The sequence below is a fragment of the Streptomyces sp. NPDC003691 genome, from assembly GCF_053981115.1.
Genome location: NZ_JBSFNQ010000023.1, coordinates 78704 through 91845, shown reverse-complemented (window position 1 = coordinate 91845; position 13142 = coordinate 78704). Strand labels below are relative to the sequence as shown.

Annotated in this window: 9 protein-coding genes and 1 tRNA gene; 4 read left to right on the top strand and 6 right to left on the bottom strand. The window is 74.1% G+C overall.

Annotation, left to right across the window (positions count from 1 at the left end; all coding sequences use genetic code 11):
* Positions 1 to 75 precede the first annotated feature (75 nt).
* From ACWDR0_RS14295 to ACWDR0_RS14280, 4 genes are all read right to left on the bottom strand, one after another.
* A complete protein-coding gene (locus tag ACWDR0_RS14295) occupies positions 76 to 669 on the bottom strand; it encodes a 50S ribosomal protein L25/general stress protein Ctc (RefSeq protein WP_456351959.1) in 594 nt (197 codons plus the stop codon).
* Positions 670 to 1020: 351 nt separating this feature from the next.
* Positions 1021 to 1998, bottom strand: a complete 978-nt coding sequence (locus ACWDR0_RS14290; RefSeq protein ID WP_456351958.1) for a ribose-phosphate diphosphokinase — start codon at positions 1996 to 1998, stop codon at positions 1021 to 1023.
* 109 nt (positions 1999 to 2107) lie between these two features.
* The gene (gene glmU / locus ACWDR0_RS14285; protein WP_456351957.1) at positions 2108 to 3556 is read right to left on the bottom strand and encodes a bifunctional UDP-N-acetylglucosamine diphosphorylase/glucosamine-1-phosphate N-acetyltransferase GlmU; all 1449 of its coding nucleotides are present in this window, start codon (positions 3554 to 3556) and stop codon (positions 2108 to 2110) included.
* Positions 3557 to 3773: 217 nt separating this feature from the next.
* Positions 3774 to 3844 (bottom strand) — tRNA-Gln (locus ACWDR0_RS14280).
* A 298-nt stretch (positions 3845 to 4142) separates the two neighbouring features.
* Between ACWDR0_RS14280 and ACWDR0_RS14275 the strand changes: the two genes are divergently transcribed.
* A complete protein-coding gene (locus ACWDR0_RS14275) occupies positions 4143 to 5501 on the top strand; it encodes a sensor histidine kinase (RefSeq protein ID WP_456351956.1) in 1359 nt (452 codons plus the stop codon).
* 599 nt (positions 5502 to 6100) lie between these two features.
* Here the strand turns inward: ACWDR0_RS14275 and ACWDR0_RS14270 are convergent.
* Together ACWDR0_RS14270 and ACWDR0_RS14265 are read right to left on the bottom strand one after the other, a co-directional pair.
* Positions 6101 to 6595: an SUKH-3 domain-containing protein gene (locus ACWDR0_RS14270; RefSeq protein ID WP_456351955.1), complete on the bottom strand. Its 495-nt coding sequence runs from the start codon at positions 6593 to 6595 to the stop codon at positions 6101 to 6103.
* Between the two features lie 10 nt (positions 6596 to 6605).
* A complete protein-coding gene (locus ACWDR0_RS14265) occupies positions 6606 to 7121 on the bottom strand; it encodes a YwqJ-related putative deaminase (RefSeq protein WP_456351954.1) in 516 nt (171 codons plus the stop codon).
* A gap of 307 nt (positions 7122 to 7428) precedes the next feature.
* Between ACWDR0_RS14265 and ACWDR0_RS14260 the strand changes: the two genes are divergently transcribed.
* From ACWDR0_RS14260 to ACWDR0_RS14250, 3 genes are all read left to right on the top strand, one after another.
* Positions 7429 to 8481 (top strand): SMI1/KNR4 family protein, encoded by a 1053-nt coding sequence (locus ACWDR0_RS14260; protein WP_456351953.1) that lies wholly within the window; start codon positions 7429 to 7431, stop codon positions 8479 to 8481.
* Between the two features lie 7 nt (positions 8482 to 8488).
* A complete protein-coding gene (locus tag ACWDR0_RS14255) occupies positions 8489 to 11368 on the top strand; it encodes an SUKH-4 family immunity protein (protein WP_456351952.1) in 2880 nt (959 codons plus the stop codon).
* A 245-nt stretch (positions 11369 to 11613) separates the two neighbouring features.
* A complete protein-coding gene (locus ACWDR0_RS14250; RefSeq protein WP_456351951.1) occupies positions 11614 to 12519 on the top strand; it encodes a cellulose-binding protein in 906 nt (301 codons plus the stop codon).
* The last annotated feature ends 623 nt before the right edge of the window (positions 12520 to 13142 follow it).

The window sequence follows — 13142 nt, the reverse complement described above, 5'->3', positions numbered from 1 at the left end:
GGCAGTACGAGATCCCCCGCACCGGTCCCGGCGGGGTGCGGGCGGCGACCGTACAGCGGTGGGTGCCGGGAGTGCTTACGCCTCCGCGGCCGCCTCCTCGCCCTCGGTGCCCTCGGCGGCGGGCTCCTCGGCCTGCGCGGCCAGGACCTGGAGGACGACCGCGTCCTCCTCGGTGACCAGGGTCACGCCGGACGGCAGCGCGATGTCCTTGGCGAGGACGGAGGCACCGGCCTCCAGGCCCTCGACGGAGACCGTGAAGGACTCGGGGATGTGGGTGGCCTCGGCCTCGACGGAGAGCGTGTTCAGGACGTGCTCCAGCAGGTTGCCGCCCGCGGCCAGCTCGCCCTCGGCGACGACCGGAACCTCGACGGTGACCTTCTCGCCACGCTTGACCAGCAGCAGGTCGACGTGCTCCAGGTGGCCCTTGAGGGCGTCGCGCTGCACGGCCTTCGGGATCGCCAGCTCGTTCTTGCCCTCGATGTCGAGGGAGAGCAGGACGTTCGGCGTACGCAGCGCCAGCAGCAGCTCGTGGCCCGGGAGGGTCACGTGGACCGGGTTGGTGCCGTGGCCGTAGAGGACACCGGGAACCCGGTTCTCACGGCGGACGCGGCGGGCGGCGCCCTTGCCGAACTCGGTACGGACGCTCGCGGCCAGCTTGACCTCGGACATGTGCACTCCTCGCACAACAGACGGAAGGGGATCGGTCACCCGGCCGTGAACGGCCTGCTACGCCTGATGCGAAGAGCGCGTCGATTACGGACCGCCGTACCGCTTCCGGTACGGCCTCCCTCGCCGAGCAACCCCAGCAGTCTACGGGAAAGGGCCGCGGTCTCCGAAACGGAGACCGCGGCCCTTGATCCACCGACTCGCGCCGACCTCGGGTACCCAAGGCGAGTGAGCCGAAGGGGCGCGGCGAGTTCTGGAAGGAGAACGCGCGCAGGTCGCGAGGAACGAGCGACCGAGCACGATCGACTGAAGAACTCGTCTTCAGCGCCCCGGAGGCGAACCGAGCCCTAAGAGTTACGCCTGCTCTTCGAAGAGGCTGGTGACCGAGCCGTCCTCGAAGACCTCGCGTACCGCGCGGGCGATCGTCGGTGCCATCGACAGCACCGTGATCTTGTCCAGCTCCAGGTCACCCGGGGTCGGCAGGGTGTTGGTCAGGACGAACTCGCTGACCTTGGAGTTCTTCAGGCGGTCGGCCGCCGGGCCGGAGAGCACACCGTGCGTCGCCGTCACGATGACGTCTTCCGCGCCGTTGGCGAAGAGCGCGTCCGCCGCGGCGCAGATCGTGCCGCCGGTGTCGATCATGTCGTCGACCAGGACGCAGACCCGGCCCTCGACATTGCCGACGACCTCGTGGACGGTCACCTGGTTGGCGACGTCCTTGTCCCGCCGCTTGTGCACGATCGCCAGCGGCGCGCCGAGCCGGTCGCACCAGCGGTCGGCGACCCGGACCCGGCCGGCGTCGGGGGAGACCACGGTCAGCTTCGCCGGGTCGACCTTCGCGGCCACGTAGTCCGCCAGCACCGGCAGGGCGAACAGGTGGTCCACCGGGCCGTCGAAGAAGCCCTGGATCTGGTCGGTGTGGAGATCGACCGTGAGAATCCGGTCCGCGCCGGCGGTCTTCATCAGGTCGGCGATCATACGGGCCGAGATCGGCTCACGGCCGCGGTGCTTCTTGTCCTGGCGGGCATAGCCGTAGAACGGCACGATCACGGTGATGCTCCGGGCGGAAGCCCGCTTCAGCGCATCGATCATGATCAGCTGTTCCATGATCCACTTATTGATGGGAGCCGTGTGGCTCTGCATCAGAAAGCAGTCGGCACCGCGCGCGGACTCCTGGAAACGGACATAGATCTCGCCGTTCGCGAAGTCGAAAGCCTTGGTCGGAACCAGGCTGACACCCAGTTGATGCGCGACTTCCTCGGCCAGCTCGGGGTGGGCGCGGCCGGAGAAGAGCATGAGCTTCTTCTCGCCGGTCGTCTTGATCCCGGTCACAGCACTGTCTCCTCAGAGGGTGTTCTCTGGCCGCGGGCATGGGGATTCGCGAGCCAGCCGAATGTGTGCACGTATCACGGTACGCCGTCTTTGGCGCACCCGTTTCCGGTCAGTTCTCGCCGGACGCCTTCTCGGCGGCCGCCGCCGCTGCCTGCGCGGCAGAGCTGCCCGGCCGCTTGCGGGCCACCCAGCCCTCGATATTCCGCTGCTGGCCACGGGCGACGGCCAGCGACCCGGCCGGTACATCCTTGGTGATCACCGAACCGGCCGCCGTATAGGCGCCGTCCCCGACCGTGACAGGAGCCACAAACATATTGTCCGAACCGGTCTTGCAGTGGGAGCCGATCGTGGTGTGGTGCTTCGCCTCACCGTCGTAGTTCACAAAGACGCTGGCCGCGCCGATATTCGTGAAATCGCCGATCGTGGCGTCGCCGACATACGACAGATGGGGGACCTTGGTGCCCTCGCCGATCGTGGCGTTCTTCATCTCGACATAGGTACCGGCCTTGGCCTTCGCCCCCAGCCGGGTACCCGGACGCAGATAGGCATAAGGCCCCACCGAGGCACCGTCGCCGATCTCCGCACGGTCCGCGACGGCGTTGATCACCCGGGCGCCCGCACCCACGACGGTGTCCGTGAGCCGCGTGTTGGGCCCGACCTCGGCGCCTTCGGCGAGACGGGTGGTCCCGAGCAGCTGGGTGCCCGGATGGATGACGGCGTCCGGCTCGAAAGCGACGGTCGCGTCGAGCTGGACCGACGCCGGGTCGACCACGGTGACCCCGGCCAGCATGGCCCGCTCCAGCAGCCGCCCGTTGAGCAGCCGGCGGGCCTCCGCCAGCTGGACCCGGTTGTTGATGCCGAGGATCTCCCGGTGGTCGGCGGCCACACAGGCGCCCACCCGGTGACCGGCCTCGCGCAGGATGCCGAGGACGTCCGTCAGATACTCCTCGCCCTGGCTGTTGTCCGTACGGACCTTCCCCAGCGCGTCCGCGAGCAGTTGCCCGTCGAAGGCGAACACCCCGGAGTTGATCTCCCGGATCGCCCGCTGCTCCTCCGAAGCGTCCTTGTGCTCCACGATCGCGGTCACGGCACCCGACGCCGGGTCCCGCACGATCCGCCCGTACCCGGTGGAGTCCGGTACCTCGGCAGTGAGCACGGTCACCGCGTTGCCGTCGCCCCCATGGGTCGTGGCCAGCGCGGTCAGCGTCTCGCCGGAGAGCAGCGGGGTGTCCCCGCAGACCACGACGACGGTCCCGGTGACCGCCTGGCCCAGCTCCTCCAGGGCCATCCGGACCGCGTGCCCGGTCCCGTTCTGCTCGGCCTGGAAGGCGGTGCGGGTACCGGCGTACCGTTCCGTCAGATGCCCCCTGACCTGCTCGGCGGCATGGCCGACGACCACGACCAGATGCTCGGGGTCCAGCTCGCGCGCCGCGGTGACGACATGGCCCACGAGGGACCGCCCGCAGATGTCATGGAGGACCTTGGGGGTCTTGGACTTCATGCGGGTGCCCTCACCCGCTGCGAGGACGACGACGGCTGCCGGGCGGTTGGCGCTCACGGGTATGCCCTTCGGCTTCGGGTGGTGGACATCCGAAGGATACCGGGGCGTCTGACCAGCGAAATGACCAGGGAAACCCAAGATCCGCCCAAGAGGCTCCGGGGTTGCGCCGACGGGGTGCGCCGGGGTGCCGGTCCATCGGGGCGTACCCCCGCCGGAAACGCCGAAGGGCCCCGGCCTTCGGCGGCCGGGGCCCTTCGCCCACTGCTCTGCGCTGCTCCCAGGGAAGGAATCGAACCCTCATTCAATGGACCAAAACCATTTGTCCTGCCATTAGACGACCTGGGATCGCCTGCCCGAGGTGATACGAGTCTCATCGCCGTGACCGGAGACCACCGGGGCAGCCCCTACTATGCCGTACCGGCCGCCTCCCCCGCGACGGTGCGGCGGCCGGATCGTCGGCCGGACGGCCGGGCGGACCGCCGGGCGGGGCCCCGGCCCGGGCGGACCGGCACCCCGCCCGGCGCCGGTTCCGGTCCCGTCCCGTTCCCGGGCGCCCGCAGCCGGTTCCGGCCCCCGTTATCCCGTGGGGAATCGCGGGAAACACCCCGGGTGTTCGGTGCCCGCCGCCCGTAGGGTGGAGTGCATGACCATAACGGGGGCACACCAGGACGCCGCGGGCACCACGCCCCGCGTCCCGGGGTGGTGGGTAAGGCGGCGAAGCGTCGCGCTGGACGTCGGACTCGCGCTGGTCTCCGCCGTGGAGTGCGCCTTCGAAGGCGCACAGTTCGCCGAGTCCACCGGCGCTCCGTCGGCCCTCGGGGTCCTCTTCGGCCTGCTGGCCGGATCCGTCCTCGTCGTACGGCGGCGCTGGCCCATCGCGGTCGTGCTCGTCGGCATCGCCGTCACACCCGCCGAGATGGGCTGGCTGATGTCGATCGTCGCCCTCTACACCCTCGCCGCCTCCGAGGTGCCGAAGCGGATCACGGCCACCCTGACCGGGATGACGCTGACCGCCATGTTCATCGTCGCCTACGTCCAGATGGGCCAGGACGTCCGGGACGCCCCCGAGGACTTCGGCGACCCCGGCGCCTGGTTCGTCCCCGCCATGTCCGCGTTCGTTGCCGTCGGCATCTCCCTGCCGCCCGTCCTCTTCGGCCTCTACATAGGCGCCCGGCGCCGGCTGATGGAGAGCCTCCGGGAGCGCGCCGACAGCCTGGAGGCCGAGCTGTCGCTCCTCGCCGACCGGGCCGAGGAGCGCGCCGAGTGGGCGCGTACGGAGGAGCGGACCCGGATCGCCCGCGAGATGCACGACGTCGTCGCCCACCGGGTCAGCCTCATGGTCGTCCACGCCGCCGCCCTCCAGGCCGTGGCCCTCAAGGACCCCCCGAAGGCCGTCAAGAACGCGGCCCTCGTCGGCGATATGGGGCGCCAGGCGCTGACCGAGCTGCGCGAGATGCTCGGGGTGCTGCGGGCCGGGGAGGCCGACCGGCCCCGGACGGCGGCGGTGCCGCTCGCCGCGGTGGGCGCCGCGGCCGCCGCTGCCGCCGCCGCTGCCGCCGGGAGTGCTCCGGGCGGCCAGGACGGCGGCCCCTCCATCGCCGATGTCGAGTGCCTCGTGGGCCAGTCCCGGCAGGCCGGCATGGTCGTCGAGTACACCGTCCACGGCGAGGCCCGCGGCTATGCCCCGGAGGTCGAGCAGACCGCCTACCGCGTGGTCCAGGAGGCCCTGACCAACGTCCACAAGCACGCGGCCGGGGCGAAGGTCCTGGTCCGGCTGGCGCACCGGGAGGCGGAGGTCGCCATGCAGGTCGAGAACGGCGCCCCCGGGGCGGCGGGCGGCGGCGCTCCCGGCGCGGACCTGCCCAGCGGCGGCAACGGCCTGGTCGGTATGCGGGAGCGGGTCCACGGGCTGGGCGGCGTCTTCGTCTCGGGCGCGACGGACGCGGGCGGCTTCCGCGTCTCGGCGGTCCTCCCCACGGTGCCGCCTCCCGCTCCGGGGTAACCGGGCCCCTCGGCTGCGCCTTGCGGGGGTGCGGGCCCTTGCTGTGGTCGCGCCTTGCGGGGGTGCGGGCCCTTGCTGTGGTCGCGCCTTGTGGGGTGCGGGCCCTTGGCGCGGTCGTGCCCTTGCTGGGTGCGGGCCCCTTGGTGTTGTGCGCCCCTCGCGTGTCGCGGGCCCCTTGGGGTCGTGCGTCCTTGCGGGGTGCGGGTTCTTCGGGGGTGGTTCAGTCCCGTTGCTTCGTGGGGTAGGTGCGGGGTCTTGTCGGGTGCGGGTGGGTCGTGGGCCTCCGGGCTCACCTCCTCGCGGTCTGCGATGCACCGCCCTCGGGCGCCTTCTTTCTTGTCGCAGCCCGCTGCGGGGGCGACCCTGCACCCCACTCCGCGGTAACCCTGACCTGCCCTCGCCCTCAAGCTTTTCTGTTCCCCGGAGGCTCCCCACCTGACAAGCCGGGCAAGGGTCTCTAGGGGCGCGGGGAACTGCGCGAACGGCCCACGACGGGCCGCGGTCGGAAAACAGTCCCCGCCGCTACGGCGGTCATCCGCTGCCCCGGGCGAGGTAGGGCACTGGGGGTTCCCAGACTGGCAAGCGCAGGGCCACTCGGGCTACCCCTGCGGCGCGAGGCGCTGGGGCGCGCGGCCGAGGAGCAGGTGGATCAGGGCCGCGTCCAGGGTCGGGCCCACGTACCAGTCGCCCGTGTGGTCCACGCTGTACACCCGGCCCTGGACGTCCATCGCCAGCACCGCCTGGTCCTCGCCCTCCGCCCCCAGCGGAGCGAGCTGCGTGCCCAGGGCCCGCCCCAGGTCGCCGAGGGTGCGGGCGAGGTGGAGGCCGTGCAGGGGGTCCACCCGCAGGTCCGGCGGAGCCACCTGGCGGCCCGGCGGCGGCGCGGTGATCCGCAGCCCGCCGAACTCGGCCCATGCCTCGACCGCCGCCGGGAACACCTCGTGCCGGTGCCCCGCGGGCGACTCGTACGCCCGGAGCGTGTCCGCCCAGTGTTCGGCGAGCTTGATGTCCCAGCGGCCGGGCAGCCAGCCCGCTTCCCGCAGCGCGGCGTCGATGCCGACGGGGAACCGTGTCGTACTGAGTCTGTCGGACATGGCGTGGGGGTCAGCCGTTCTCGGGGGCGCTGGGATCGACGGCGAGTACGCCGAAGTGGTCGAGCATGGCCGCACAGGACCGGCACGGCGGCGCGTAGGTGCCGTGCAGGGGGTCGCCGTCCTCGCGGATCCGGCGCGCCGTCAGCCTGGCGTTCTTCAGCGCGCGTTTGGCCTCGGCGTACGTCATGGGCTTGCGCTGGGCCCGCCGGGACCGTGCGCCGTCCGCCTCGGTGAGCCGCCGGGAGAGCAGCAGCGCTTCCGCGCACCGCCCGGTGAATCGTTCCCGCTGGCTGCTGGGGAGCGTGTCCAGGAAATCCTGGACCAGGGCGTGGAGGACCGGCGGCCGGTCCGCCTTCGCCGCCGTGGAAGTGAGGACCGCGCCGCGCACGGAGAGCGCCGCCGCGACCGTCGGCAGGATGCCGTCGCGGCGGTGGCCGAGCAGCGGCGGCCGTGTTCCCTCGTCGTTGCTCCACCTGAGACGAGGATCACCCGTGTCGCTCTGTGTAAACGTTTGCGCTGTGTGCATGGTGCCGTGGTCCCTCCAGTGCACTCCCCCCGAGCAGGGAACAGCCTGCCAAATGCTGTGCTTTCTGGGGAAGCTGGGGCGATGAAACGTGTCCGCCCGTCGGCGTTCGGTCACTCGCCCGTGACACTTGGTGAGCGTTTGCGACGGGAACGAAGCGGCCCGCTGTGGCGCGACAGCACGGTGTGAGGGAGGGGTGGGAAGAGCCGCGCCCGCGCCCCTCGTTGCGGGGCGAGCGGCCGGGCGAACCCGCCGACCCCACCGCATAGGCTGTCCCGGACATTCAGCAGCCAGCAGGGGGCGCATACCGATGACGACAGGGACGACAGGTCCGCAGGGGCCGGGGGCCCCGCCTCCGGGCCCCGGTACCCGGCTTCCCGCCGGACCGCCGAACGCGGCCTATGCCGGTCAGGTCGTGCACTTCCCGGATCCGGTCCGCGCGGCCCGCCACCCCCGGGGTGTCCGCGTGGACGCCGACGGCTACCCGGACTTCTCGCCGTACGCCCGCGCCGTGGCGGAGATCGCGGACCCGCCGGAGGGCTTCGGCGTCGACGAACTGCGTCTGACGGACTACGTATCGGCGAACGCCGCCCTGCACGCCGACGGCCATGAACTCTGGCACGGCCTGCCCCCCGTCGCCACGCCCCACGGCTGGACCTGGCACCACGTCCGCGGCGGCCGCCGGATGGAGTTGGTCCCGGTCGAGGTGAAGGCGCTGCTGCGGCACCACGGCGGTATCGCCACCGCCGCCGTCGACCACGGCAAGTACGGCACCCGTCCGCTCCAGGAGGCCCGCCCAGCGCATCTGCGGCTGTCCCGGCGGGGCGTCGCCGTCGGCGAGACGCAACTCCTCGGCGTCGAGGAGGACCTCGGCTACCGGCTGCCCGGCGCCTACCGGGACTTCCTCAAGGCCGCGGGCGGCTGCGCGCCCGCCGGAGTGGCCCTCGACCCGGAGCTGGGGCTCCTGGTCGACCAGCCGTTCTTCACGGTCCGCGACGAGGCCGCCGCCGACGACCTCGGCTATGTCAACAAGTGCCTGCGCGACCATCTGACCAAGGACTACCTCGGCGTCGCCTATGTCCAGGGCGGGCTGCTCGCGGTGAAGGTACGGGGCACGGCGCCCGGTTCGGTCTGGTTCTGCGCCTACGACGACGTCCGCGACGGGGACGGCGAGCCCGCCGGGGAGCGGGTGGAGCGGCTGCTCCGGCCCTGCGGAGACGATTTCGACACCTTCCTCGGCCGGCTCGCGGGCAGTCCGCCCGAGCTGGAGACCGTGGCGGGCCTGATGGTCGACGGCGGCTTCGCCCGCGCCGTGTCCGGGCAGGGTTCCGGGTCCGCGACCGAAGCACCGGATGGGGAGTGACGCGGCGATGGTGACGTTCGCGCAGGCGCAGGAGCGCGCCGAGGAGTGGATCAACGGCGATGTCCCGGCCTACCAGCACCGCGAGGTGCGGGTACGGGAGTTCGACCTGGGTTTCGTGGTGTGGGCGGAGGACCGCGAGGGCGGCGTCCGTTCGGGCGGCGGCGGCCAGCGGATGGTCATCGCCCGGTCGAGCGGGGACACCACGCTCTGGCCCGCCCTGCCGGTCGGTGAGGTGATCCGGCGGTACGAGGAGGAGTACGGCGCCCCCGCGGACGCGCCGCGGCCCACCGCGCCCGAGCGGCCGCGGCGGATCGACCAGAACCAGACGTCGTTCCTGATCACCCCGCCGGAATGGCTCCAGGAGGCGGCGGACCGGGCGGCCGGTCCCGTGGCCGGGGGCGCAGCGGCGGACGCGCCCGGGTCCGGGGACTCCCGCGCCGCGCACCCGCCGTCGGACGCGGTGCCGGGTCCCGGTGCCGGTTCCGGTAGCGCCGCGGGGACTGGTGGTGATGCTTCGGCGTCCGCCGCGACCGCGGACTCCCGTGGCGGTCACCCGCGGCCGGACTCGGTGCCGGGGGCTGTTGGCGCTGCCGGTGCCGCGGGTGGTGGCGGTGATGCTTCGGCGTCCGCTGCGCCCGCGCCCGCGCCCGGGCCCGGGTCCGGGAACGGGACCCGCCCGGCGGGTGGCTCCGGTGTGCCGTTCGCGCCGCCGGGCGGCGACTCCGGTGCCGGGACCGTTCCGGCGGGCGGTGTCGCGGACGCCGTACCCGCCGTACCCGCCGCGTCCGGCCCGGTGGACGCCGTGCCCGCCGTGTCCGGGCCCGCCGATGCCGTACCGGGGGCCGGTCCCCGGAGCACTTCCGGCGATGTTGCGTCCGGTACGGGATCCGTACCGCCGTCGCCCGCGGACGCCGTGCCGGGGCCCGGGGACACGGCCGGCACCGTGCGGCCGCCCGCCGACTCCGTACCGCCGCCCGCCGACGCGGTGCCGGGGGCCCTGCCCGGGGCCGTACCGCCCCCGCAGGACGCGGTGCCCGGCGGTCCGCCCGTTCCCGCCGCCCCGGAGCACGCGCCCCCGGCCGCCGGTACCTCCGGCGGCAGCGCCTGGCCCACCCCCAGCCAGGGCAGCCCGGCCGCCGGAGCGGACGACGGGTCCGTACCGCTGCCCGCGACCGTCCTCGAACCGCCCGGCGGCCCGGACACCGCCCCGGACGTGGTCCCGGCGGATATGCCGACCGCGCTCATGGAGGGCGGCAGCCAACTCCCGCCGACCGCGGTCGAAGGCGCGCTGCGGCCCGTCGCGTCCGCGCCCGTACCGCCCCCTGCCGCCACGGGGCCCGCCCCCGGGCTTCCGGCGGCGGCCACGCCCCCGCCCGTACCGCCGGTGCCGTCCGGTGCCACCCCGCCTCCGGCCGGTCCCGCGACGGGCGCCGCCGATATCGCGGACGCCGCGACCGCCAAGGCCGCGCCCCCGCGCCGCCCCGGCGCCCCCGCGACGGCCCCGCCGCCTCCCGGCCCGCCGGGTCCTCCCGGCCGGCCCGGGCAGCCCGGACCTCCCGGTCAGCCCGCGGGCGGGTACATCCCGACCCAGCTCGTCTCCCAGGTACCCCCGGAGGCCCCGGCTCCGCCGCCCGGGCCCCCCACCCCGCCGCCGCAGCCCGGTGACCAGGTCCACCACGCGGCGACCATGCTCGCCGGGCCGAACCCGCTGGGCCCGGGTGCGCCCCCGCCGCCCCCGGGGATGCCCGGCGCGCCCGGCGCCGTACCCCCGCCGGGTCCGCCCGGCGCGCCCCCGGCCGGACCCGGGCAGGCCCCGGCGGCCGGACGCCCGCCGACGGCGGGTCCGCCCGCCCCTCCCGGTCCGCCCCCCGGCGCGCCCGGCGCCTACGGCTACCCCCAGCAGACCTCGGGCGTGCCCACCGTCGGCCCCGGCTACCAGGCCGTTCTGCGCTACCGGGCCCCCGACGGCTCCGAGGCGCAGATCATCCGCCGCAGCGCGCCCGGCACACCGCATCCGGAGTGGCAGATCCTCCATGAGCTGCGGGCCATGAACGTCCCGCCCAACCAGGTGCTGGGGCTCCACACCGAGCTGGAGTCCTGCGAGCTGCCCGGCGGCTACTGCGCGCGCATGATCCGCGAGACCTGGCCGCAGGCGCGGATCACCAGCATCGCCCCGTACGGCCGCGACCACGCGGGACGGCAGGACGGCATGCGGCAGTTGATCACCCACCAGGGGGAGCTGCACCAGGTCGCCGACGGCCCCGCCCGGCCCGCGCCGGTACGGGTTCCACTGCCGCAGGTGCAGCCCGCGCCGCCGGTCCCGCCGCAGGGCGTCGCACAGGAGCTGCTCGGCGCCTTCGGGCCGCAGGGCGTCCTCCGCTTCGACCAGCGGGCGGTCTCCCGGCAGGGCGTACCGGACGTCGTCGCCGCGACCCTCGTGTACGCCGGGCTGCCCGGGGACTTCAACCCCTTCTTCTGGGCCCAGCCCGCCCAGCCGGTCATCCCGACCCTCGCCGAACTCGCCGCCCAGCGGCAGGTGCAGGCCGCCCCGGACGCCAACTCGTACCTCGTCGTCGGCAGCGACTTCGGCCGCGCGATCTGCGTCCAGTACGGCACCGCGAACATCGTCGCCGTCCCGGTCGAGGCCGGGCCCGGCGGCCAGGCGACCGCACCGCAGTTCGTCAACACCGGGCTGCCCGAGTTCGTCCGCTGCATGGCCCTGCTGGGGCAGATGTGGCGGCTGCGGTACGGGCTCAACCCGGAGCAGGCGGGCCGCTGGACGGCCGACTTCCAGGGGTACCTCGCCGCACTCGACCCGGCGGCGCTGGCGTCGCCCGAGAGCTGGTGGTCCGTCCTGCTGGAACAGATGTGGGACGGCCTGCTGTAACCGCTGTCCGCGGTAGCCGCGTACGCGGTCCCCGTACGCGGTGGTCGTACGCGGTGGTCGTACGCCGTGGTTGTACGGAGCGCCCGGACGGGGCGCCGGTCCTCCGGGACCGGCGCCCCGTTCGTCTTTTCGGACCCGTTGGTCATCGTTTCCGAGTGTCGTCATGTGACCACTTCGTCCGTATCGCGGATGATATGCGCACTGTTCGTCATGTCATCGGTCACGGGAGACGAAGGGGTCGCAGGATGACCATCACAGAAGCCGATACGCCGCCCCCGCCCCCGGTTTCGCCCCGTGGCTTCGACCTCGTACGCCGCGGCTACCGCCCCGACCAGGCCGACGCCCACCTCGACACGCTCTCCCGGGAGCGCGACGACGCCTGGGAGCGCGCCGCGCGGCTGACCGTGCTCGCCAAGCGGATGGCCGCGGAGGTCGCCGGACTGCGGGAGTCCGCCGCGCAGGCTGCCGCGGAGGCTCCGCCGCAGTCGTACGAATCCCTGGGCACCCCCGCCCGCGAACTGCTCGCGCTCACCTGGGAGACCGCCGACCACGTCCGCTCCTCGGCCCGCGACGACGCGCGCCGCGCCGCCGACGAAGCCGGGGCCGCGGCCCGCGGCCTCGCCGACGAGGCCGGCGCGGCGGCCGGTGCGGTGCTCGCCGCGGCCGAGGAACACACCCGGCGCCTCACCACCGCCGCCCGGACCGCGGGCGGACGGCTCCTGATGGACGCCCGCCGCGACGCCACCGCGGCCCGCGCCGAGGCGACCGTCGTCTGGGAGTCCATGCGGCAGCGCTCCGAGCACATGCTCACCGTCCTGGAGGCCGAACAGGCCGACCGCTGGGCGCAGGTGGACCGGGAGGCGGAGCGCGAGGCCGCCGCGGGGGACGAGCGGCGGGCGGGCGCGGAGGAGCGCGCGGCGGCGCTGCTGCGGGAGGCGGAGCGGGAGCTGGCGGAGGCGGAGGAGTACGCGCGCCGCACGGGGGAGGAGGCCCAGGCGCGGGCGGACGCGATGCTGGGGGAGGCGCGGGGCGAGGCGGAGGCGGTGACCGGCGAGACGGAACGCATCCTGGCCGCGAACGCGGCATCCCGCGAGGAGGCCCTGGCGCCCCTGAAGCTCCTCCAGGAGTCCCTCCTCCCGCCCGCGTCCTGACCTGCGGTCCGCTCCTGCGGGGGCGCGGGCTCCTGGGGCCGTGCGCCCCTTGTGGGGTGCGGGCCCTCGGGGTGCGCCCCCGGTCCTTGGTGCCGTGCGCCCTGGCGGGGTGCGGGTTCTCCGGGGTGGTCGAGTCCCGTTGCTTCGTGGGGTAGGCGCGGGGTCCTGTCTGGTTCGGGTGGGTCGTGGGCCTCCGGGCTCACCTCCTCGCGGCCTGCGATGCACCGCTCCCGGGCGCGTCCCGTCTTGTCGCAGCCCACTGCGGGGGCGACCCTGCACCCCACTCCTCGGTAACCCCGACCTGCCCCTGTTCCCGAGGATCTTCCCAGCGGCGCGCACCCGCAGCTGAGGCCCCGTCCGACAGGGGGCGGCGAGGGCCGTTAGGGGCGCGGGGAACTGCGCGACAAGCCGACGACGGGCCGCAGTCGGAAAACAATCCCCGCCGCCACGGCGGTCATCCGCTGGCCGCGCTGGGCCCCGTGTGCTCCAGGCGCGGTGAGGGCCAGGCCCTCCGGGGCGTCGGCCCCGAGGGCCCCGGTTTCCCGAACGGCCTCGGCAGGCCCCCGGCCGGGACTCCTAGGGGAGGTCTCCACCCTGAGGTGGAGAGGCCCTAGGGGCTGGAC